General features: G+C 74.8%; 20 protein-coding genes. 1 reads left to right on the top strand and 19 read right to left on the bottom strand.

Annotated elements, in window-relative coordinates; translation table 11 throughout:
* Nucleotides 1-24: 24 nt before the first annotated feature.
* The 19 genes from R2737_04960 to mraZ form a co-directional block, all read right to left on the bottom strand.
* On the bottom strand, nucleotides 25-693 hold the full coding sequence (locus R2737_04960; protein MEZ5115602.1) for a DivIVA domain-containing protein: 669 nt from the start codon (nucleotides 691-693) through the stop codon (nucleotides 25-27).
* Between the two features lie 40 nt (nucleotides 694-733).
* A complete protein-coding gene (locus tag R2737_04955) occupies nucleotides 734-1,018 on the bottom strand; it encodes a YggT family protein (protein ID MEZ5115601.1) in 285 nt (94 codons plus the stop codon).
* A 53-nt stretch (nucleotides 1,019-1,071) separates the two neighbouring features.
* Nucleotides 1,072-1,638: a cell division protein SepF gene (locus R2737_04950; protein ID MEZ5115600.1), complete on the bottom strand. Its 567-nt coding sequence runs from the start codon at nucleotides 1,636-1,638 to the stop codon at nucleotides 1,072-1,074.
* Between the two features lie 74 nt (nucleotides 1,639-1,712).
* Nucleotides 1,713-2,447, bottom strand: a complete 735-nt coding sequence (locus R2737_04945; protein MEZ5115599.1) for a YggS family pyridoxal phosphate-dependent enzyme — start codon at nucleotides 2,445-2,447, stop codon at nucleotides 1,713-1,715.
* Nucleotides 2,444-3,172, bottom strand: coding sequence for a peptidoglycan editing factor PgeF (pgeF, locus tag R2737_04940; GenBank protein MEZ5115598.1), 729 nt, complete (start codon nucleotides 3,170-3,172; stop codon nucleotides 2,444-2,446). The genes R2737_04945 and pgeF overlap by 4 nt, the downstream gene beginning before the upstream one ends.
* The gene (gene ftsZ / locus R2737_04935) at nucleotides 3,169-4,341 is read right to left on the bottom strand and encodes a cell division protein FtsZ (GenBank protein ID MEZ5115597.1); all 1,173 of its coding nucleotides are present in this window, start codon (nucleotides 4,339-4,341) and stop codon (nucleotides 3,169-3,171) included. Before ftsZ ends, pgeF begins: the two co-directional genes overlap by 4 nt.
* Nucleotides 4,342-4,537: 196 nt before the next feature.
* Entirely contained in the window at nucleotides 4,538-5,293 is a 756-nt protein-coding gene (locus R2737_04930) for an FtsQ-type POTRA domain-containing protein (protein ID MEZ5115596.1), read from the bottom strand.
* Nucleotides 5,294-5,481: 188 nt separating this feature from the next.
* Nucleotides 5,482-6,930 carry a UDP-N-acetylmuramate--L-alanine ligase gene (murC, locus tag R2737_04925; GenBank protein ID MEZ5115595.1) on the bottom strand — a complete coding sequence of 483 codons (1,449 nt, stop codon included), beginning with the start codon at nucleotides 6,928-6,930 and terminating at the stop codon, nucleotides 5,482-5,484.
* Nucleotides 6,927-8,030: a UDP-N-acetylglucosamine--N-acetylmuramyl-(pentapeptide) pyrophosphoryl-undecaprenol N-acetylglucosamine transferase gene (locus tag R2737_04920; protein ID MEZ5115594.1), complete on the bottom strand. Its 1,104-nt coding sequence runs from the start codon at nucleotides 8,028-8,030 to the stop codon at nucleotides 6,927-6,929. The genes murC and R2737_04920 overlap by 4 nt, the downstream gene beginning before the upstream one ends.
* Nucleotides 8,031-8,034: 4 nt before the next feature.
* Entirely contained in the window at nucleotides 8,035-9,207 is a 1,173-nt protein-coding gene (ftsW, locus tag R2737_04915) for a putative lipid II flippase FtsW (GenBank protein MEZ5115593.1), read from the bottom strand.
* 62 nt (nucleotides 9,208-9,269) lie between these two features.
* On the bottom strand, nucleotides 9,270-10,715 hold the full coding sequence (gene murD, locus R2737_04910) for a UDP-N-acetylmuramoyl-L-alanine--D-glutamate ligase (GenBank protein MEZ5115592.1): 1,446 nt from the start codon (nucleotides 10,713-10,715) through the stop codon (nucleotides 9,270-9,272).
* Nucleotides 10,712-11,779, bottom strand: coding sequence for a phospho-N-acetylmuramoyl-pentapeptide-transferase (mraY, locus tag R2737_04905; protein MEZ5115591.1), 1,068 nt, complete (start codon nucleotides 11,777-11,779; stop codon nucleotides 10,712-10,714). The genes murD and mraY overlap by 4 nt, the downstream gene beginning before the upstream one ends.
* A complete protein-coding gene (gene murF / locus R2737_04900; GenBank protein MEZ5115590.1) occupies nucleotides 11,776-13,164 on the bottom strand; it encodes a UDP-N-acetylmuramoyl-tripeptide--D-alanyl-D-alanine ligase in 1,389 nt (462 codons plus the stop codon). The genes mraY and murF overlap by 4 nt, the downstream gene beginning before the upstream one ends.
* Complete coding sequence (locus tag R2737_04895; protein ID MEZ5115589.1) at nucleotides 13,161-14,684, bottom strand: UDP-N-acetylmuramoyl-L-alanyl-D-glutamate--2,6-diaminopimelate ligase; 1,524 nt, start codon at nucleotides 14,682-14,684, stop codon at nucleotides 13,161-13,163. The genes murF and R2737_04895 overlap by 4 nt, the downstream gene beginning before the upstream one ends.
* A gap of 9 nt (nucleotides 14,685-14,693) precedes the next feature.
* The gene (locus tag R2737_04890; GenBank protein ID MEZ5115588.1) at nucleotides 14,694-16,538 is read right to left on the bottom strand and encodes a penicillin-binding protein 2; all 1,845 of its coding nucleotides are present in this window, start codon (nucleotides 16,536-16,538) and stop codon (nucleotides 14,694-14,696) included.
* Nucleotides 16,535-17,416, bottom strand: a complete 882-nt coding sequence (locus R2737_04885) for a hypothetical protein (GenBank protein MEZ5115587.1) — start codon at nucleotides 17,414-17,416, stop codon at nucleotides 16,535-16,537. The genes R2737_04890 and R2737_04885 overlap by 4 nt, the downstream gene beginning before the upstream one ends.
* Nucleotides 17,413-18,366 (bottom strand): 16S rRNA (cytosine(1402)-N(4))-methyltransferase RsmH, encoded by a 954-nt coding sequence (gene rsmH, locus R2737_04880; GenBank protein ID MEZ5115586.1) that lies wholly within the window; start codon nucleotides 18,364-18,366, stop codon nucleotides 17,413-17,415. Before rsmH ends, R2737_04885 begins: the two co-directional genes overlap by 4 nt.
* Before the next feature lie 3 nt (nucleotides 18,367-18,369).
* Nucleotides 18,370-18,522 carry a hypothetical protein gene (locus R2737_04875; protein MEZ5115585.1) on the bottom strand — a complete coding sequence of 51 codons (153 nt, stop codon included), beginning with the start codon at nucleotides 18,520-18,522 and terminating at the stop codon, nucleotides 18,370-18,372.
* Between the two features lie 170 nt (nucleotides 18,523-18,692).
* Nucleotides 18,693-19,124 (bottom strand): division/cell wall cluster transcriptional repressor MraZ, encoded by a 432-nt coding sequence (gene mraZ / locus R2737_04870; GenBank protein ID MEZ5115584.1) that lies wholly within the window; start codon nucleotides 19,122-19,124, stop codon nucleotides 18,693-18,695.
* Nucleotides 19,125-19,586: 462 nt separating this feature from the next.
* On the opposite strand from mraZ, the gene R2737_04865 reads away from it, so the two are divergent.
* Nucleotides 19,587-21,137 (top strand): hypothetical protein, encoded by a 1,551-nt coding sequence (locus R2737_04865; protein MEZ5115583.1) that lies wholly within the window; start codon nucleotides 19,587-19,589, stop codon nucleotides 21,135-21,137.
* Nucleotides 21,138-21,221 lie beyond the last annotated feature (84 nt).

The raw sequence follows: 21,221 nt of genomic DNA, 5'->3' as shown, positions 1-21,221 counted from the left end.
GGCGGGACGGGTGAGCGTCGGCCGTCAGCCCAGGTCGCCGCCGGGCGGCGGGGGCGCGTCCGGTCCGGACGCGGCCGGCCCCGGCGGGGGGCCGGAGTCGGTGCCGCGGCCGTCGAGCTCGCGCAGCTGGCCCTCGAGGTAGTGGCGCAGCCGGCCGCGGTACTCGCGCTCGAACGCGCGCAGTTCCTCCACCCGGCGCTCCAGGCCGGCCCGCTGGTTCTCCGCGTCGCGGGCCAGCTCCGAGGCGCGGGTGCGCGCCTCGGCGACGATCTGCTCGGACTCGGCCTTGGCCTGGGCGACGTGCTCGTCGGCCGTGCGCTGGGCCAGGTCGAGCATCCGCACCGCGGCCTCGTTCGGCGGCACGACGGGCACCGGGGCGGGGGGCCGCGGCGTCGATGCCGCAGCGCGTGCGGCGGTCTCGGCCTCGTCGGCGCGGGCCTCGGCCGCGGCGAGCCGGGCCCGCAGGTCCTCGGCCTCGGCGTTGCGGCGACCGAGCTCGGACTCGACCTCGTCGAGGAACTTGTCGACCTCGTCCATGTCGTAGCCCGTGCGCATCCGCACGGTCGAGAACTGCTTGGCGTGGACGTCCTCCGGCGTCAGCCCCGATGAGGTCGCGGGGGCCGGGGACGGCGGGGATGTCGCGGCGGCGTCCGCCGCGGCCGGGGCCGGCGTGGTGTCGGACGTGGTGGACATCGGTCACCCCTCGCGGGTCGGGTTCAGTGGTACGTGAGGTTCACAGGAACAGCGCGAACTGGATGAGCAGCTGCAGGCCGATGAGCAGGATCAGGAAGGCCAGGTCGAAGGCGATGCCACCGATCCGCAGCGGCGGGATGAAGCGGCGCAGCAGTCGCAGCGGCGGGTCGGTGAGCGTGTAGATCGCCTCGGCGAGGATGAGCAGGACCCCGCGCGGCTCCCAGGACCGGGCGAAGACCTGGACGAAGTCGAAGACCAGGCGACCGATGAGCACCAACCAGTACAGCCACAGCACGGTGGCGACGACCTGACCGACGGCACTCATCGCTGCTCACCGTACGCATCGCTCCCGGGAGACCCGTCCCGCGCCACGCCGGATCAGCTCTGGTTGAAGAAGCCGTCCTGGGCCAGCTGGGCGCGGGCCTCGGCCGCCACGTCCACGTTGGCGGGGGACAGCAGGAACACCTTGTTGGTCACCCGCTCGATCGACCCGTGCAGCCCGAAGACCAGGCCGGCAGCGAAGTCGACGATCCGCTTGGCGTCGCCGTCCTCCATCTCGGTGAGGTTCATGATCACCGGGATGCCCTCGCGGAACTCCTCGCCGATCCGCCGCGCGTCGTTGTAGCTGTGCGGGTGGATGGTGTGGATGCGGTAGTGCTCGCCGAGGACCGAGGTGCCGGCGGCGGCCGTGGCCGGGGCGGGACGTCGGTCGGGGGCGGGGGCGCTGCGGCGCTCCGGCGTGGCCGCCGGCGCCTCGTCGCGGAACGTACGCACCGAACGGGTCTCGGGCACCGGGCTCACGGGGCGCACCTCGCGGGACTCGTAGCCGCTGCTGCGGCTGTCCCGCCGGGTCTCGACGTAGTCGTCGTCGTAGTCGTCGTGCAGGTCGGAGTCGTCCTCGACCAGGCCGAGGTAGACCGCCATCTTGCGCATCGCGCCGGCCATGGCCGTGCACCTCCCGCTGGGTCGCGCGGACCGCATGCGAACACCTCGCAGGCGGGCGCCTGCGTGGGAGAACGCTACCGGAGCGGGGGCCGCGCTCCGAGCACTGCGCTGCCGACGCGCACGTGTGTCGCACCTGCGGCGACGGCCTCCTCGAGGTCACCGCTCATGCCCGCGGACATCCAGTCCGCGCCCGGGTGGTCGCGACGCAGGGCCGTGGCCAGGTCCGCCAGCCGGGCGAACGCCTCCTCCGCGTCCCCGTCGAGGGGGGCGACGGCCATCAGCCCGGCCAGCCGCAGTCCCTCCTCGGCGGCGATCGCATCCGCGACCGCCGGCAGCTCGCCCGGTGCTGCTCCCCCGCGCCCCTCCGGCGGGGCGCCACCGGTCCACCAGCCGGGGTCGAGCGAGACCTGCACCAGGCAGTCCACGGTGCGGCCGGCCTCGCGGGCACCGCGACCCAGCGCGGCGGCCAGCGCGACCCGGTCGACGCTGTGGACCGCGTCGGCATAGCGGGCGACGGACCTGGCCTTGTTGCGCTGCAGCTGACCGACGAAGTGCCAGGCGAGGGGCAGGTCCGCGCACGCCGCGTGCTTGGGCGCCGCCTCCTGGTCCCGGTTCTCCCCGACGTCGGTCACGCCGAGGTCGGCGAGCAGCCGCACGTCGGACGCGGGGTGGGTCTTGGTGATGACCACGAGCCGGACGCCAGCGGGGTCGCGGCCGGCCCGCGCGCAGGCCGCGGCGATCCGCCCCTGGACCGAGGCCAGGCCGGCAGCGATCTGCGCCCTCCGGTCGACGGCGCCGTCACCGGTCACGGCGCCAGCAGGACGACGCCGGCCTGGCGGCCGGTCCGGCCGTCGCGTCGGTACGAGAACAGCGCCGGGTCCTCCGCCGTGCAGGACTCCTCGTGCAGGACGTGCACCCCGGCCTGCTCCAGCCGCTCGGCGATGCCGGCGCGCAGGTCCACCGACGGTCTCCCGTCCGGCGTGCTGGACCGTGACGCCGGGGCGACCATGGCCACCTCGGCCCGGCGCTCCTCCGGCACGGCGTAGCAGCGCGGGCAGATGCAGGGCCCGAGGACCGCGAGGGTGCGGTCGGGCCGGGCGCCGAGCGTGGCCATCTCGTACAGCGCGGCGCCCACGACGTCGACGGCGACCCCGCGCCAGCCGCTGTGCACCGCCGCGACCACGCCGGCGTCCGGCTCGAGGAGCAGCACCGGCACGCAGTCGGCCGCCAGGGCCACCAGGGCCAAGCCGGGCACGGCGGTCACCAGGGCGTCCACGTCCGCCACGCCGTCGGCCACGGGCCCGTCGACCACGGCGACCCCGGCGCCGTGCGTCGGGTGCATGAGCACCAGCCGGGCCGGGGCGACGCCGACCTCGGCCGCCAGCCGGGACCGGTTGGTCGCCACCGCGTCAGGGTCGTCCCCGACGTGGGTGGCCAGGTTGAAGGAGTCGTAGGGCGGCGCGCTGACGCCGCCGGTGCGGTCGGTGAACAGCCACCGCGCCGCGCCGACGGTGCCGGCGCGCCGGGGGCTCACTTCAGGAAGTCGGGGACGTCGAGGTCGTCGCCCTCGTCGGAGTCGTCGAAGACGATGGTGCGCGGCTGCTGCACCGGGCGGCGCGGCTCCGGCGTCGCGGGTCGGACCGGGATCTGCGGCATCTCGCCGGTCTCCTCGGCCTTCGCCACCGCGGTCGCCACGGCCAGCGGGGTCTCCTCCACCGCCTTCTTCGTCACCGGCTGACCGCGCCGCGCCGGGGGCGCGCCGCCGTCGAAGCCGGCGGCGATCACCGTCACGCGCACCTCGTCGCCGAGGGTGTCGTCGATGACCGCGCCGAAGATGATGTTGGCGTCGGGGTGGGCCGCGTCCGAGACCAGCCGGGCGGCCTCGTTGATCTCGAACAGGCCGAGGTCGCTCCCGCCGGAGATCGACAGCAGCACGCCGTGGGCGCCCTCGATGCTCGCCTCGAGCAGCGGCGAGGAGATGGCCTTCTCCGCCGCCTCGACCGCGCGGTCGTCGCCGCGGGCCGAGCCGATGCCCATGAGCGCGGACCCGGCGCCCTGCATGACGCTCTTGACGTCGGCGAAGTCGAGGTTGATCAGGCCCGGGGTGGTGATGAGGTCGGTGATGCCGGACACGCCCTGCAGCAGCACCTGGTCGGCCTGCCGGAACGCGTCGATGACGCTGATGTTGCGATCCGCCAGCGACAGCAGCCGGTCGTTGGGGATGACGATGAGGGTGTCGACCTCGTTGCGCAGCGCGTCGATGCCGTTCTCGGCCTGGCCCGCGCGACGGCGGCCCTCGAACCCGAACGGCCGGGTGACGACGCCGATCGTCAGCGAGCCGATCGCGCGGGCGATCCGGGCCACCACCGGGGCGCCCCCGGTGCCCGTCCCGCCCCCCTCGCCGGCGGTGACGAACACCATGTCGGCGCCCTTGAGGACCTCCTCGATCTCCTCGGCGTGGTCCTCGGCAGCCTTGCGGCCGACGTCGGGGTCCGCCCCGGCACCGAGGCCGCGGGTGAGCTCGCGGCCGATGTCGAGCTTGACGTCGGCGTCGCTCATGAGCAGGGCCTGGGCGTCGGTGTTGATGGCGATGAACTCCACGCCCTTGAGCCCGACCTCGATCATGCGGTTGACGGCGTTGACGCCGCCCCCGCCGATGCCCACGACCTTGATGACCGCGAGGTAGTTCTGCGGAGCCGCCACGGTGCGTTCGTCCTCTCGCCGCGGGTCCACCCGTGCGCGGACCCGGTTCTCGGTCCGGGTCGCTTCCCCGCCGACCCGGAGACCGCAGGTTGGGGAAGCATCAACCTCTAGTGGAGGCTGAGAGTTATGTCAACCTGCGGCTGCGGGCGAGGTTAGGGGGACGATCCGTGGGGGCGCAACCCCCGGAGGTCCCGGATCAGCCGCGGGTGGTCGGCAGCTCGGGCGCACTCACGTCGTACCAGGTCGCGTCCTGCCGCAGGAGTGCCCGCAGCACCTCGGCCTTGAGCTCGGGCTGCTCGGCGCTCCCCCACCGCACCTCAGCCCCCGACCTCAACGTGAGGGTCACGTCGTCCCGGGTGGTGGCCGACGCGGCGATCACCCGGCGGGCGATCTTGTCCGGCAGGCCGGCGACGACGGCCGCGGCCGCCTGCCGGGCCGGCCCCTCGTCGGCCGTGATCCAGGGCAGCCCGGCGGGCACCCGGTCCACCCGCCGGTAGGCGACGCCGGTCGCGTCCACCAGCCAGCCGCCGTCCCCCGCCGCTGGACTCGCCGCTGGACTCGCCGCCGGAGTCGCCGCTGCGGACGTCGCCGCCGCCGAGCCGCCGGGGTCGGCGGCCGGGTCCGCTGCGGCCGAGCCGGCCGCGCGCTCCGCCACGACCGCGACCGGCTCCCGCTCGCGCACCACGACCACCAGGCTGCGCGGCCAGCCGCGGCGCACCTCGACCCCGGCGACCTCCGGGAGCGCGGCGACCCGGGCCACCACGGCGTCCACGTCGACCCGGGCCAGCGGGGTCCCCACGGGGACGTCCGCGACGGCGCGGACCCGGTCCGCCGGGATGCTGCTGACCCCCTCGACGCGGACGTCGTGCACCGCGAGCAGGTCCGAGCCGAGCACGACCCAGGTCCCCAGCGCGGCCAGCGCGGCCGCGGCCAGCGCCACCAGCGCGACCACCCAGCGGTGGGTCCGCCGACGGTCCGTGTCGGGTCGACCCCCGGTGTCCCCCACCCGTCGGGGCGGTCCCGCCCCGGCGCCGGGGTCCTGCGGGGACCCTCGGCGTCCGGCCCGGTCGCCCGGGGCCCGGCGCGGTCCGCGGCCCGGTGATCCCGGGCCGCGGGGGGCGCGGGTGCTCGTCCCGGTGCTCATGCGCCCGGCTCCTCACGGGCCCGCAGCAGCTCCAGCACCTCGGGCCCGATCATCGCGATGTCACCGGCTCCCAGGGTCATCACCAGGTCACCGGGTCGCGCCAGGTCCGCCAACCGCTGGGCCACCGACGACCAGGACGGCTCGAACACCACCTGGTCGGCCGGCAGCGGGACGTGGTCGGCCATGGTGCGCCCGGAGGCACCGGGGATGGGCACCTCCCCGGGCGCGTAGACCTCCAGCACGACGACCGCGTCGGCCAGACCGAGCGCCTCGCCGAACTCCCGGGCGAACAGGGCGGTGCGGTAGTAGTGGTGCGCCTGGAACGCCACCACGACCCGGGACCCCTCGGCCACGTCGCGGGCCGCCCGCAGCGTGGCCGCGATCTCGGTGGGGTGGTGGGCGTAGTCGTCGTAGACCCGCACGCCGTCGGCCTGGCCGCGGAAGTCGAACCGCCGCCGGGTGCCGCGGAACCCGGACAGGCCGGCCATAAGGTCCGCGGCCGGGAACCCCAGGCCCATCCCGGTGGCCAGCGCCGCGGTCGCGTTGAGAGCGTTGTGCCGGCCGGGGACGTCGAGGGAGACCACGCCGAGCCGGACCCCCCGGTGCACGACCTCGAACTCGTAGCCGCCCTCGCCCGGGCGGGCGTCGACGACCCGGAACTCCGCGCCGTCGGCCTCCCCGTAGGAGCGCACGTCGACGCCGGCCTCGGCGGCGTGGGCGATGAGCCGCCGCGCCCCGGGGTCGTCGGAGCAGGCCACGACGAAGCCGCCCGCGTCCCGGATTCCGGTGGCGAAGTCGAGGAAGCCCTGCTCGACCGCCTCGAAGGTCCCCCAGTGGTCCAGGTGGTCGGGCTCGACGTTGGTCACGATGCCGGCGATCGCGGGCAGCGCCAGGAAGGCCCCGTCGCTCTCGTCGGCCTCCACCACGAACAGGTCGCCGCTGCCGAGGTGGGCGTTGGAGCCGGACTCGTTGAGCTCGCTGCCGATCGCGAACGACGGGTCGGCCCCGCAGTGCTGCAGCGCGACGGTGAGCATCGACGTGGTGGTGGTCTTGCCGTGGGTGCCGGCCACCGCGACGCCGCGGTGGCCGCGCATCACCGCCGCCAGCGCCTCCGCTCGGTTCAGGACGCGCAAGCCACGCGCCCGTGCCTCCACCAGCTCCGGGTTGCTCTCGGGGATCGCGGTGGACACGACCACCGTGTCGACACCCGCACCGGCGGGTCCGAGGTGCTCCGCGGCATGCCCGACGTGCACCTGGGCGCCAAGCGCGCGCAGCGCGGTGAGACGCCGGCTGTCCTTGGCGTCGCTGCCCGAGACCTCGACCCCCTGCGCCAGCAGGATCCGGGCGATGCCGGACATCCCGGCCCCGCCGATCCCCACCACATGCACCCGGCCCAGGTCGACGGGGGTGAGTCCCTCCGCCTGCGGCGCAGCCGCCTGGTTCATCGGTGTCCTCCATCCTCGAGAACCCCCGCCACGGCCCGCCGCACCACGGCGACCAGCCGCCGGTCCGCGTCCCGCACGCCGTGGGCGGCCGCGGCCGCCCCCATCCGGCCCAGAGCGACCGGGTCCGCCAGCAGCGGCGCCACGTGCGCCATCAGCCAGTCGGCGTCCAGGTCCGCGTCGTCGACGATGAGGCCGCCCCCGGCCCGGACGACCGGCAGTGCGTTGAGCCGCTGCTCGCCGTTGCCGATCGGCAGCGGGACGTAGGCCGCGGGCAGCCCGACCGCCGCCAGCTCGGCGCACGTCATCGCACCGGCCCGGCACAGCGCCAGGTCGGCCGCGGCGTAGGCGAGGTCCATCCGATCGACGTAGGGCAGCGCGACGTACGGCACCGGGCCGGGCGGCGGTGCGGCCACGTCGTCGACGTTGCGCGGTCCGACCGCGTGCAGCACCTGCACGCCCGCGGCCCGCAGCGGCGCAGCGGCCGCCGCCATGGTCACGTTGAGCCTGCGGGCCCCCTGGGAGCCGCCGAACACCAGCAGGGTGGGCAACTCGGGGTCCAGTCCGAAGAAGGCGCGCGCGGCGGCCCGCTCGTCGGCTCGGTCCAGCTCGGAGATGCTGCGCCGCAACGGGATCCCCACCCGCTCGGCGCGGGGGATGGAACCGATGACCGTCTCTGTGACGTACGGCGTCAGCCGCGCACCGACGCGGTTGGCCAGCCCGGCGCGCGCGTTGGCCTCGTGCACGACGATCGGGACCTTCTCCCGCCGCGCCGCGAGGTAGGCGGGCAGGGCGACGTACCCGCCGAAGCCCACCACGACGTCCGCGCCGACGCGCATCAGCACGGCCCGACTCGCGGCAACCGCCTTGGACACCCGTGGCCCGACTGCGAGCAGGTCGAGATTCGGCTTGCGCGGCAGGGGGACCGCCGGGACCAGGGCGAGGTCGTAGCCGCGAGCCGGTACCAGCGAGGTCTCCAGTCCGCGTTCGGTCCCGAGCAGGGTGATGCCGACCGCCGGGTCGTCGCGGCGCAGCGCATCGGCGAGATTGAGCGCCGGCTCCACGTGCCCGGCCGTGCCCCCGCCGGCGAGGACGACGTGCACCGCGTCACCGCCTCGCGCGCGCGGCCGGCTCGGCGCGTCGGCGGCCACGGTGGCGCCGGTCCAGCGCTGCGCGGGCGGCGGGCTCCTGGCGGGCGAACGCCATCACCATGCCCAGCGCTGCCAGGGTCAGGATCAGCGACGACCCGCCGTAGGAGACCAACGGGATGGGTACGCCGGTGATGGGCAGCAGCCCCAGGACGGCCCCGATGTTGACGACGGCCTGCACCACGATCCAGCTGCCTACGCCGGCGGAGGCCAGCTGGACGAACCGGTCCACCGAGGACCGGGCCAGCCGGAAGCAGGCGAAGGCCAGGCCGGCGAACAGCGCCAGCACCACCAGGGTCCCGATCAGGCCGAGCTCCTCGCCGATCACCGGGAAGATGAAGTCGGTGTGCGCCTCGGGCAGGTCTCCCCACTTCTCCCGGCTCGCCCCCAGGCCGACCCCCCACCAGCCGCCGGTCCCGAGCGCGTACTGGCCCTGGGTGAGCTGCCAGGCGGCATCCAGCCGGTCGGCGGACGGGTCGAGCCAGGCCCGGAATCGGTCCATCCGGTAGCTCGCGGTCACCGACAGCAGGGCGACACCGGCGAGGCCGACGGCCCCGAGCAGGGCGAAGAGCCGCAGCGGCGCGCCGGCGGCGAACAGGATGCCGCAGAGGATGACCGCGAGCATCAGGCTGTTGCCGAAGTCGCCCTCGAGCAGGACCAGGCCCATGAACAGCCCGCCCACCGGGAGCACCGGGACGAGCAGGTGCGACCAGCGGTCGAGCAGGGCTGACTTGCGGGCCAGCAGGTCGGCGGACCACAGCACCAGCGCGAACTTCGCGAACTCCGACGGCTGCAGCCGGAACGGCCCCACGGTGTCGATCCAGTTGCGCTGGCCGGCCACCTCGACGCCGATGCCGGGGATCAGCACCAGGACCAACAGGACGCCGCTCACGATCAGCGCCGGCCACGCCAGCCGTCGGTAGAAGCGGACCGGCAGCCGGGTCGCGGCCAGCATGAGCACGACGCCCATCAGCGCGAACATGCCCTGCCGCTGGGCGATGGTGTAGGCCGACCCGAAGATCCGGAAGCTCTCGATCGCGGACGCCGACATCACCATGACGACGCCGAGGGCGAGCAGCAGCAGGGTGGAGCCGAGCAACAGGTAGTAGGTGCTCAGCGGGTGCTCGAGCACGCGGGCCCGGACCGTGGGCGCGGCCGTCTGGCCGGGCGGCGACGGTGCGGTCGTGCGCCGTGTCACGGGCGGCCGCCGGACAGCGCCAGGACCGCCTGCGCGAACAGGTCCCCCCGCTGCCCGTAGTCGCGGAACATGTCCCACGAGGCGCAGCCGGGCGCGAGCAGGACGGTGTCGCCCGGGCGTGCCGCGACCGCGGCGGCGCGCACGACGTCGTCCATGGCACCAGTGTCGGTGCGGTCGACCTCGACCACGGGGACATCCGGGGCGTGTCGCGCCAGCGCGTCGCGGATCAGGCCGCGATCGACGCCCAGCAGCACCACCGCCCGCAGTCGGCCTCCGACCGCGACGACGAGGTCGTCGAACGCCTGCCCCTTCGCCAGGCCGCCCGCGATCCACACCACCGGCTCGTAGGCGAGCAGGGAGGTCTGCGCGGCGTGGGTGTTGGTGGCCTTGGAGTCGTCCACGTAGCGGACCCCGTCGACGACGGCGACCTCGGCGATGCGGTGCTCCGCGGGGACGAACGACCGCAGGCCGTCGCGCACCGCAAGCGGCGGGACGCCGTACGCGCGGGCGAGGGCGGCGGCGGCCAGCGCGTTGGCGACGTTGTGCGGGGCCGCGGGCCGCACGTCGGCTACCGAGGCCAGCTCGAGTGCCGCGTCCCTGCGCTCGGGCAGGAACGCGCGGTCGACCAGCAGGTCCTCGACCACGCCGAGCATGGACACCGCCGGGGTGCCGAGGGTGAAGCCGACAGCACGGCAGCCCTCGACCACGTCGGCGTCGGCGACCAGCCGTTCGGTGACCGGGTCCTGCACGTTGTAGACCGCGGCGACTCGGACCCGCTCGTACACCCGGGCCTTGGCGGCCACGTACTCGTCGAAGCCGCCGAAGTGGTCGACGTGGTCCTCGGCGATGTTGAGGCAGACAGCGGCGTGCGGGCTGACCGTGTGCAGGAACGGCAGCTGCGGGGCGCCCACCTCGACGGCGACGACCTCGAGGTCGTCGTGCATCATCGCCGAGACCAGCGAGTCGCCGATGTTGCCGGCGGCGGCGGCGCGCAGCCCGGCAGCCTTCAGCATCGACGCCAGCATGAGAGTGGCGGTCGTCTTCCCGTTGGTGCCGGTGATGCACAGCCAGGCGGGCGGGTCGTCCTCGGGGCGCAGCCGCCAGGCCAGCTCCAGCTCGCCCCAGACCGGTACGCCCGAGCCGAGCGCGGCGCGGATGACCGGCGCCGACGGGCGCAGCCCCGGGGAGACCACCAGCAGGTCGATCCCCTCGGGCAGCCGGTCGCCGTCCCCGAGGGTGACCTCCGCGCCGAGCGTGCGCAGCACCTCGGCGCGCTCCTGCTGGCGCTCGGACTCCGAGGCGTCCACCACGCTGACCCGCGCCCCCAGCTGCAGCAGCGCGTCCGCCGCCGCGAAGCCCGCCACCCCGATGCCGGCCACGCCCACGTGCACCGCGCCCCAGTCCGAGCCCCGGCGGAGGGCGCCGACGTCCACCGCACTCATGCGATGACCCACTCCGCGTAGAACAGCCCCATCGCCGCCCCGACGCACAGCCCCTGGATCAGCCAGAAGCGCACGACGATCTGGATCTCCGGCCACCCGAGCATCTCGAAGTGGTGGTGCAGCGGCGCCATCCGGAACATCCGGCGTCCGGTGAGCTTGTACGAGCCGACCTGCCCGATGACCGACAGCGTGATGATGAGGAACAGGCCCGCGGTCAGCGGCAGCAACAGCTCGGTCCGGGTCATGATGGCGAGGGCGGCGATGGCGCCACCGAGCGCCAGGGACCCGGTGTCCCCCATGAAGATCCGGGCCGGAGCCGTGTTCCACCACAGGAAGCCGAAGGTGGCGCCGGCCGCCGCCGCGCCGAACACGGCGAGGTCGAGCGGGTCCCGGATCTCGTAGCAGGTCGCCGTCTGGCTGAACGAGCAGTCCTGGCCGTACTGCCACACCGACATGACCGTGTACGACACGAACGTCATGACGGCGGCACCCGAGGCCAGCCCGTCCAGGCCGTCGGTGAGGTTGACCCCGTTCGTCGTCGCGGTGACGAGGAACCAGACCCACAGCAGGAACAGCCCGAACGGAAGCACCAGCGAGGTGTCGCGGACGAACGAGATCGCCTCGGAGGCAGGCGTGTAGCCGTCGGAGTCGGGGAACTGCAGCGACAACCAGGCGAATGCGAAGGCGACCGCCGCCTGCCCGATCAGCTTGGTGCGGGCCCGGATGCCCGTGCTGCGCTGCTTGAAGATCTTCAGGTAGTCGTCGGCCATGCCGACCAGGCCGAGCCCGATCATGAGGAACAGCGCCAGCAGACCGGACGCCGTCGGTGGCCGCCAGGCGATCAGCAGGGTCCCGAAGTACCCCACGAGGACGCCGGCGATGATGGCCAGGCCGCCCATGGAGGGCGTGCCGCGCTTGCCCTCGTGGGCCGGGTACGCCTCGTCGTCGGTGGAGACCCGGATCGCCTGCGCGTAGCCGTGCCGGCGCAGGAACCGGATCAGCAGCGGGGTGCCGAGCAGGGAGACCAGGACCGACAGCGTGCCGGCGATGGCGACCAACCTCATGCGGGTCCCTCCCGCTCGAGCAGCGCCGCGGCGACGCGCTCCAGGCCCACCGCGCGGGAGGCCTTGACCAGGACCACGTCCCCGGGCCGGACCTGCTCGAGCAGCAGGGCGATCGCGGCATCGGTGTCGGGCACCCAGGTGGACTCCTCGCCCCAGGAGCCCTCGTGCGCGGCACCCAGGTGCAGGGCGCGGGCGCCCTCGCCCACGGCCACGAGGCGGGACACGTCCAGGCGCACCGCCAGGCGCCCGATCGCGTCGTGCTCGGTGAGCGTGTCCGGGCCGAGCTCGCGCATCTCCCCCAGCACGGCCCAGGTCCGCCGGCCCCCGGCCATCGCCACCAGCGCCTTCAGCGCGGCGCGGACCGACTCCGGGTTGGCGTTGTAGGCGTCGTTGACGACGGTGACGCCGTCGGCGGTCTCGGTGACCTCCATCCGCCAGCGGCTGCGCGTGGTGGCGGCGCTCAGCGCCGTGGCGACGTCCGCCACCGGGATGCCCAGCGCGTGCGCCGCCGCGGCGGTGGCGAGCGCGTTGGCGACCTGGTGCTCGCCGTGCAGCCGCATCGTCACCGGCGCGGAGTCCGCGCCCACGACGAGCCGGAACGAGGGGCGGGCCAGGTCGTCGAGCCGGACGTCCTCGGCCCGGACGTCCGCACCCGGGGACTCGCCGAACGTGAGGACGCGCCCCCCGCTGCGCGACGACATCGCGGCCACCAGCGGGTCGTCCGCGTTGAGCACCGCGGTCCCGTCGGGCGGCAGCGCCTCGACGATCTCGCCCTTCGCGCGGGCGATGGCCTCCCGCCCGCCGAACTCGCCGAGGTGGGCGGAGCCGACGTTCAGTACCGCCGCAACATCCGGCCGCGCGATGCCGCACAGGTAGGCGATGTGCCCGACCCCGCGCGCACCCATCTCCAGGACGAGGGTGCGGGTCTCGTCGTCGGCCCGCAGCACCGTGAGGGGCAGGCCGACCTCGGTGTTGAAGGACCCCTCGGGTGCCACGACCGGGCCGCGCAGGATCACGACCTGCGCGAGCAGGTCCTTGGTGCTGGTCTTGCCGCTGGAGCCGGTCAGGGCGACCACGGTCGCGTCCGGCAACCGGTCGAGAACCGCTGCCGCCAGCCGCCCGAGGGCGGCCACCGGGTCGTCGACGACGACCGTGGGCACACCCAGGGGACGGGTGCCCAGGACGGCCACCGCGCCGTCCCGGACCGCACCGGCGGCGAAGTCGTGCCCGTCAACCCGCTCCCCCGCCACGGCGACGAACAGGTCCCCCGGCTGCACCAGCCGGGAGTCGGCAACGGCACCGCCGACCCGCGCCTGCGGGTCGACGACGTCGGCCAGCGCACCGCCGACGGCCTCGGCCACCTCGGCCAGCGTCAGCGCGATCACCGGTCGACCTCCTCGAGCGCCTCGCGCAGGACCAGGCGGTCGTCGAACGGATGGGTCACGCCGGCCACCTCCTGCCCCTGCTCGTGGCCCTTGCCCAGGACCAGCACGACGTCGTCCGGACCCGCCCGGTCGACGGCGGCGCGGACCGCGGCGCGGCGGTCCCCCACCTCGAACACGTCCGCGCGGTCGCCGGCCGGGACCGCGGTCGTGCCGTCCAGCACAGCCTGACGGATGGCGGCGGGGTCCTCGGACCGGGGATTGTCGTCGGTGACGACGACCACGTCGGCCAGTCGCGCCGCGGTCTGGCCCATGACCGGCCGCTTCTCCCGGTCGCGGTCACCACCGCAGCCGAGGACGACCAGTACCCGGCCCGACGTCCCTTCGCGCACAGCGGTCAGGGCGCGGGCGACGGCGTCCGGCGTGTGCGCGTAGTCCACGATCGCCACCGCGGGGGCCGTCCTGCCCTCCGGCCGGGGGACGCGCTCCATCCGGCCCGGGACGCCACGGCAGCGACCGATCCCCCAGGCCGCCAGGGCGGGATCCACCCCGGCGGAGACCAGCATCGCCAGCGCGCCGAGGGCATTGGCGGCATTGAAGGCCCCGGGGAGCGGCACGTCCAGCCGCAGCCCGTCGACCCCCGGCCCGGACACGGTCAGGGTGCGCGCGCCACCGCTGCCGACGGGACCGGCCGACGCCCGCCACTCCGCCTCGTCCGTGCCCAGGGCGTACGTCGTGACGGGGACGTCCGCGTCACCGGCCAGCCGACGCCCCCAGTCGTCGTCGACGCAGACGACACCACGCCGTGACCGCGGCGGGGTGAACAGGCCGGACTTGGCCGCGAAGTAGTCCTCCATCGTCCCGTGGAAGTCCAGGTGGTCCTGGCTGAGGTTGGTGAAGCCCGCGACGTCGAAGGTGAGGCCGTCGACCCGGCCCAGCACCAGCGCGTGGCTCGAGACCTCCAGGGCGACCGCGGTGACACCGCGTTCGCGCATCACGGCGAGCAGCGCGTGGACGTCGGTCGCCTCCGGCGTGGTCCGGACCGTCGGAACCTCGGTGTCCGCGATCCGGGTGCCGACCGTGCCGACGATGCCGGTCACATGGCCCGCGGCGCGCAGGCCGGCATCGAGCAGGTAGGTGACCGTGGTCTTCCCGTTGGTGCCGGTCACTCCGAGGACGAGCAGGTCGTCGGCCGGCCGCCCGTACGCCCAGGCCGCCAGCTCCCCCAGCCGGGACCGCGGGTCCGGGACCACCAGCACCGGGACGCCGGCGGCCTCCGCCTCGACCCGGCCCTCGGGGTCGGTCAGCACCGCGACCGCCCCCGACCGGACGGCGTCACCCGCGAAGCGAGCCCCGTGGGTCACGAACCCGGGCAGCGCGGCGTACAGGTCGCCGGGGACCACCGCCCGGGAGTCGTGCGTCACGCCGGTGACGGACGGGGCCCCGGAGAGCGGGATGCCGAGGATCCCGGCCGCCTCGTCGAGGGGACGCGGCACCGGTGCGGGTCTCGGCGCGCGTGACACGGCCGCAGGCTACCCGGCCCCGCCGAGGTCGACGGGGAGCGACGGCGGCTTGCTCCCGGTCGGCGGAACGCGCTGCACCTGAAGGGCGTAGGTCATCACCCGCTGGAACACCGGGCCACCGAGCTGCCCGCCGTAGCGGCCGACCCGCGGCTTCACGATGGACACGGCGACGATCAGCTCGGGCTTGTCGGCCGGGGCCATGCCGATGAACGACGCGACGACGCCCCGGTAGCAGCCGCACTCGGGGTCGACGTACTGGGCGGTGCCGGTCTTGCCCCCGACGCGGTAGCCGGGGATCGCCGCCATGGGCGCCGTGCCCTGGTCCGAGACCACCATCTCCAGCATCTTGCGGACCTGGGTGGCGGCCTTGCGCGACACCACGGGAACCGGCTCCCCCGTCTCGGGCTGCTCCACCGTGCCGTCGGGCAGCTCGTACGAGTCGACCAGCCGCGGCGGGACGCGCACCCCGTCGTTGGCGATCGTCGCGAACACGCTGGCCGCCTGCACCGAGTTGACCGACAGGCCCTGCCCGAACGCGATGGTCGGGAACGACGTGCCGGACCAGTCCTTCGGCGGGGGCACGTAGCCGCTGCTCTCTCCGGGGAAGCCGAGACCGGTGGACTCGCCGATGCCGAACTTCTTCAGGTACTCGTACAGCGTGTCGCCGCCGATCCGCTCGGCGGCCAGGATCGTGCCGATGTTGCTGGACTTCGCCATCACGCCGGCGAGGGTCAGGTTCAGCGTGCCGTGCGGGGTGTGGTCGTGGAAGTCCTTGCCGCCGCGCGGGAGCGACGGCGGCACCGTGATGGCGGTGTACGGGTCGGCCTTCTTCTGGTCGACCACCGCGGCGATCGTCATCACCTTGCTCGTCGAGCCGGGCTCGTACACCTCGCTGAGGGCCCGGTTGCCGCGGTCGGACGCCGGCGCGGCGCCGGGGTCGTTGGCGTCGAACGTCGGCGCGGTGGCCAGGGCGAGCAGGCGGCCGGTGGACGGCTCCATCACGACGACGGTCCCGCTGTCGGCCTTGGCCCCGCGGACGGCCTCGGTGATCGCCTGCTGCGCCACCCACTGGATGTCGCGGTCGAGCGTCAGCCGCACGGTGGTGCCCGGCACGGGCTCCACCCGTGACTGCTCCGAGGTCGGGATCGCGCTGCCGCCGCCGCCACGCTCGTAGGTCAGGCTGCCGTCGACCCCGCGCAGGAGGTCCTCCATGCCGAACTCGATGCCCCCGAGGCCCTCACCCTCGGCACCGACGAAACCGACCACGTTGGCGGCGAGGCTGCCGGCGGGGTAGACGCGCCGCGTGGTCTTCTCGTTGAAGATCCCCGGCAGCTCCAGGTCGGCGATGCGCCGCCACGTCTGCGGCGTGATCTGCTTGGCCACGTAGACGAATCGGCGCTCGCCGGTGAGGCGCTCCTGCACGGCGGCGACGTCCATGCCCAGCAACGGGGCGAGCTCGGCGGCCTCCGCGGCGGGGTCGAGGACCAGGGTCTGGTCGGCGGTGACGTTGCGGGCCTCCACCGTGACGGCCAGCGGCTGGCCGTGGACGTCGGTGATCGAGCCGCGCTCGGCCGGGATGTCCTGCGTGCGCAGCCGGGAACCCAGGGCGGCGGCCGCCAGCGCCTCGCCCTTCACCGCCTGCAGCTCCAGCAGCCGGCCGGCGAACACCGACAGCACGATCAGCGCGGCGATCAGCAGCGCCGTCGCGCGGCGGCGGTGGTCCGCCAGCGGGATGGGGCGGCGCGGGACGCGCGGGGGCGTGCGCCGGGGTGCGGGCGTGCGCCCGTGCGGGCTGCGGCGGTCGTACGGGTTCGGACGTCGCCCGGAGGGCCGGGGCGGGGCCGACGTCGTCATCGGGCGACCCCGTCGTTGACCGAGCCGGCCGGAGCCGCGACACCATCGGACACCGCACCGTCGGACACCGCACCGTCGGACACCGCACCGTCGGACACCGCACCGTCGGACACCGCACCGTCGGACACCGCACCGTCGGACACCGCACCGTCGCCGGCGGCCCCGCCGGAGGCTGCGCCGTCCCCGGCGGCTCCGTCGGATGCCGCGCCGTCCCCGGCGGCTCCGTCGGCCGCCGCGCCGGCGCCGGCCGTGGCCTCTCCCGGGGCGGCGTCGACCGTGTCGCCGGGACCGGCCTCACCGACGGTGGCAGCGGCGGCGCCGGCCGCCGCTGCGCCTCCCTCAGCGGCCGCCGGATCCCCGGCGGCCTCGGCCTCGGCGGCCTCGACCGGTGCAGCAGCGGCGTCGGCGGCGTCGGCCGGGTCGGCGGAGGGCACTCCCGGCGTCGGGGCCGGGACGCCGGCGGCGGCTTCGGGCCGGCCGAGTACCTTGCCGTCCTCCAGCCGCAGGAACACCGGGGTCACGCTGGGCACCATGCCCAGCGCCTTCGCGGCCCGCTGCAGCCGCAGGGGCGCCGCGTCCGCCTCGACCGCCTGGGCCAGCTTCTGCTCCTGCTCCCCCAGCGCGGCCTGCTGCTGCCGCAGCTCACCGACGACGAACGCGCCCTGCGCCAGGGAGGTGTTGATGACCAGCAGGCCGATCAGGCCGACCGCCAGGATCAGGCAGACGAGCACGACGAACGCGCCCCGCCCGGCGCGCACCGGCGGCGCGACGCTCAGCGGCGCCACGAGGGACAGCCGGCGGCGGCGTCCCGAGGGGCGGGTGGACCGGTCGCGGCCCCGACGGTCGGCGTCCGGCAGCGGCCGGGCCAGGGCGCTCATGCCGCCACCCGGACCCGCTCGGCGGCCCGCAGCCGAGCCGAGGCGGCCCGCGGGTTGTCCGCCACCTCCGCCTCCGACGGCCGCTCGGCGCCGCGCGTGAGCAGTCGGAACGTCGGAGCCAGCTCGTCCGGCACGACGGGAAGCCCGGGCGGCACGTCCGCCTCGGTGCGCGCCGCCAGCGCGCGCTTGGCCAGGCGGTCCTCCAGCGAGTGGTACGACAGCACCACGATGCGACCCCCGACGGCGAGGGCGTCCAGCGCGGCGGGCAGCGCCCGCTCCAGCACGGGGATCTCGCCGTTGACCTCGATCCGCAGCGCCTGGAAGGTGCGCTTGGCCGGGTTGCCGCCGGTGCGGCGGGCCGGGGCCGGGATCGACTCGCGGACCAGCTCGACCAGTCGCGCGCTGTCCGTGAACGGCCGCTGCGCCCGCTCGCGCACGATCCGGTCGGCGATCCGTCGCGCGTAGCGCTCCTCGCCGTACTCGCGCAGCACTCGCGCGAGGTCGGCGGCGGCGTAGGTGTTGAGCACGTCGGCCGCGGTCACCCCGGTGGACCGGTCCATGCGCATGTCGAGCGGCGCGTCCTGGGCGTAGGCGAACCCGCGGCCGGCCTCGTCCAGCTGCAGCGACGACACGCCCAGGTCGAAGAGAACCCCTTGCACCGCAGGCAGTCCCAGCCGTTCGAGCACGTCGGGGAGGGTGTCGTAGACGGCGTGGACGAGGGTGGTGCGCTCGGCGTACGGCGCCAGTCGACGGCCGGAACGCGCCAGCGCGTGGAGGTCGCGGTCCAGCCCGACGACGCGGGCCGCCGGGAAGCGGGTGAGCACCGACTCGCTGTGCCCGCCGAGGCCCAGGGTGGCATCCACCAGGACGGCGCCCGGTGACTGCAGCGCGGGCCCCAGCAGGGCCAGGCAGCGCTCCAGCAGGACCGGGACGTGGGCGGGGGCGGGCATCGGTCAGGCCCAGCCGGAGGTGAGCGCGGCCAGCCCGACGAGCGCGGCGGCGGTGAGCAGCGAGGCGATGACGAGGACTGCCGCGGGCCGCGCCGCGCGAGCGGTGCGGCGCAGCCGGTGCGCCTCGGCGGGCGCCGGCGGGAGCATGACGTCCATCTCGACCCTGACCTCCTCCGCCGTGGCGGAGCTCGCGCGGAAAGTCCTTCCGGTGACCTCCGGCCAGGTCCCCGCCCGCTCACCTGAGGGGGAAGACCGCCTGGCACCGGGGAAGGTGCGCCAGGTGGCGGATGAGCGGGGGGAGGCCTCGCCGGAGGTCGGGACGTGCGTCACAGGACTCCGGGCACCACCTCTTCGGACAGCTCGGAGAAGGCGTCCTCCTGCGAGGCGAGGTACGCCTCCCAGGCCGACGACTCCCAGATCTCGCAGGTGGGCCCGTTGCCCGCGACGATGACGTCGCGCTCGAGCCCGGCGTAGTCGCGCAGCGCCGGGGGCACGCTGACCCGGCCCTGCTTGTCGGGCACCTGGTCGAAGGCGCTGGAGAAGAGGACCCGCAGGTAGGAGCGGACCGCCGCGTTGCTGCGCGAGACCTCGTTCAGCCGGGCCGCGTAGGCCTCGAACTCCGCGGACGGCCACAGCACCACGCAGCGGTCCTGGCCCTTGGCCATCACGACGCCCTCCGCGAGACCGTCGCGGAACTTGGCCGGCAGCACCAGGCGGCCCTTGTCGTCCAGGCGAGGCGCGTGCGTCCCCAGGAACACCCGGCCACCTCCCCTGCGCTCCACCCCCGGGGGCCCTCGCCCTCCATGGCGCGCCACAGTACTCCACTTTGCTCCACCGTCAACCACTTCCTGCCCGTGTCCGTCCCCGCCGCTCCCGGTCGACCGTGTTCATTGGCCCGGGGATTGCATTCGTCGTTGGGTACTCCGCAGAGGCGTCGGCGTTTGCGCAGTCGCGCATCCGTCCGCGCGCAAAGCGAGGTGGTGGTGCCCTACGGGTCTGCGCAAAGGCGCTGTCGCCGCCGGGAGCGTCGGTTGGCGCTTGCGCACTTGCCTGGCGGGGCCGGGCCTGAGGCCGCCCGACCGGCTCGGCGGGGGCGGACGCTTGGCCATCGGGGAGGTATCCGTGCCTGCTCCTGTTGGGGCTGAACCGGGAGCGAGGACACTCGTCCAGCAGGGACGGAGTGTGGGCGCGTCTGCGGGCCGTCGGATGGGGGTTGTCAGGTGACTGAGGAGGTCGCGGGTCCTCCCGAGGTCGGTGGTCTCCCGGGGAGCGAGGTGGTCGAGGCTCTCTCGCGCGTGCTGGCGAGTGACGCGTTTCGCCGCTCGGAGCAGTCCCGGGCGTTCCTGTCCTACGTCGTCAGCGAGTGGCTCGCGGGGCGGGCGGAGCAGATCTCCGAGCGCACGGTCGGGCGGTATGCGCTGAGTCGCGGCTCCGACTTCGACGGCCGTCACGACGCTTCAGTACGCGTCCGCGCAGCACGGGTGCGCGAGGCGTTGGAGCGCTACTACGAGCAGGAGGGCGAGGAGGAGCGCATCCGGATCGTGATTCGCCCCGGCCGTTACGTGCCCGAGGTGTCCCATGTCGACCGAGGCGCGTCGTCGTCGGTTCCGGGCATCCTGGTGCTGTCGACCGCTGCTGGTGGCGACGGGGAGGCCATCGCGGCAGCCACCGCGGATGCGTTGGTGCAACGGCTTGCCGAGCACCCACCGCTGCGCATCGTGGGACCCACGGCGGTACCCGCGGATTCTGCCGCCCGAGCTCGCGCCGTCGGGGTGACCACTGTCCTGGAGAGCAGCGTCGCCCGCCGAGGAGACTCGGTGCGGTTGGTCGCGCGGCTGCTGTCCGCGGCCGACGGCGGCGTGGTGTGGTCTCGGACCGAGGACGTGGCGCTAGCCGACGGGCACGGGTTCGATGTCGTCGACCGCTGGGCCGAGGCTGTCGCGGTGCGGGTCGGGGACCTTGACGGGGTTGTGCTCAGTGACGCGTACGTGCGGCATCGGGAGCCGTCCAGCGCCACGGTGCGGGCGATCGTCGCCTACCACGCCTACCTGGTGGCACCGACCGGCGAGGCGATCGCCCGTGCCACTGACGCCGTCGAGAAGGCCCTGGCCGTCGGTCCCCGCGACGCGCCGATGCTTGCGATGCGGGGAGCGCTGGCCAACGCCGCCGCGGTCCAGGGCCACAGCCTCGACCGCGCCGCCGACACCGACCTGGCCGAGGGTCTGGCGCGTGAGGCCCTGGCCCTCGACGGACGCAACGCGCACGCTCACCTCGTCCTCGCCGGGGCGCTGCGAACTCGGAGGTCGTGGGCGGGCGTGATCGCCCACGCAGAGACCGCGGCGCAGTTGACGCCGCACCGGCCGATCAACGTGGTCACGTCGGGCCTGCTCGTCTGCGCCGCCGGCGACTGGACCCGCGGCCTCGAACTGGTCCGCGACGCCCTGGCGATCAACCCGGGCCTGCCGGGCCATGCCCACCTGTGGCCCGCGCTGGGAGGCGTCCTCGCCGGCGACTACGCCACCGCCCTGGCGGAGGCGACGCTGGTCGACGTCAGCGGCGAAGTGTGGGGGCCGCTGTACCGGTGCCTGGCCCTGTCAGGTCTCGGCCACGACGACGAGGCCGGCGCTGAACTGTCACGGCTTCTCGTGACCGAGCCGGCCTTCCTTGACGAAGCCGAAGCGCGCTTCCGTGCCGACCTCAACCTCGCCGACGAGCAGGTCGACCGCATCCTCACCCTCCTCGACAAGGCACGAGCCGCCGCCGCTGGCTGACGGGTTCGCACGGCGAAACGCGGTTCCCACGCGAGCGGCGTGCTGTATGTGACCGGGCGCGGGCGAGAGAAGTTGCCGGCGGCG

It is taken from the genome of Candidatus Nanopelagicales bacterium, assembly GCA_041393815.1.
Classification (GTDB): Bacteria; Actinomycetota; Actinomycetes; order S36-B12; family JAWKJK01; genus JAWKJK01.
This window is presented reverse-complemented; position numbering and strand designations above follow the sequence as displayed.

Bases quoted from the DNA above. Each gene is read 5' to 3' on its own strand.
- R2737_04960 (MEZ5115602.1), bottom strand. From the start codon at position 693: ATGTCCACCACGTCCGACACCACGCCGGCCCCGGCCGCGGCGGACGCC.
- R2737_04955 (MEZ5115601.1), bottom strand. From the start codon at position 1,018: ATGAGTGCCGTCGGTCAGGTCGTCGCCACCGTGCTGTGGCTGTACTGG.
- R2737_04950 (MEZ5115600.1), bottom strand. From the start codon at position 1,638: ATGGCCGGCGCGATGCGCAAGATGGCGGTCTACCTCGGCCTGGTCGAG.
- murC (MEZ5115595.1), bottom strand. From the start codon at position 6,930: ATGAACCAGGCGGCTGCGCCGCAGGCGGAGGGACTCACCCCCGTCGAC.
- murD (MEZ5115592.1), bottom strand. From the start codon at position 10,715: ATGAGTGCGGTGGACGTCGGCGCCCTCCGCCGGGGCTCGGACTGGGGC.
- mraY (MEZ5115591.1), bottom strand. From the start codon at position 11,779: ATGAGGTTGGTCGCCATCGCCGGCACGCTGTCGGTCCTGGTCTCCCTG.
- R2737_04890 (MEZ5115588.1), bottom strand. From the start codon at position 16,538: ATGACGACGTCGGCCCCGCCCCGGCCCTCCGGGCGACGTCCGAACCCG.
- R2737_04885 (MEZ5115587.1), bottom strand. From the start codon at position 17,416: ATGAGCGCCCTGGCCCGGCCGCTGCCGGACGCCGACCGTCGGGGCCGC.
- rsmH (MEZ5115586.1), bottom strand. From the start codon at position 18,366: ATGCCCGCCCCCGCCCACGTCCCGGTCCTGCTGGAGCGCTGCCTGGCC.
- R2737_04875 (MEZ5115585.1), bottom strand. From the start codon at position 18,522: ATGGACGTCATGCTCCCGCCGGCGCCCGCCGAGGCGCACCGGCTGCGC.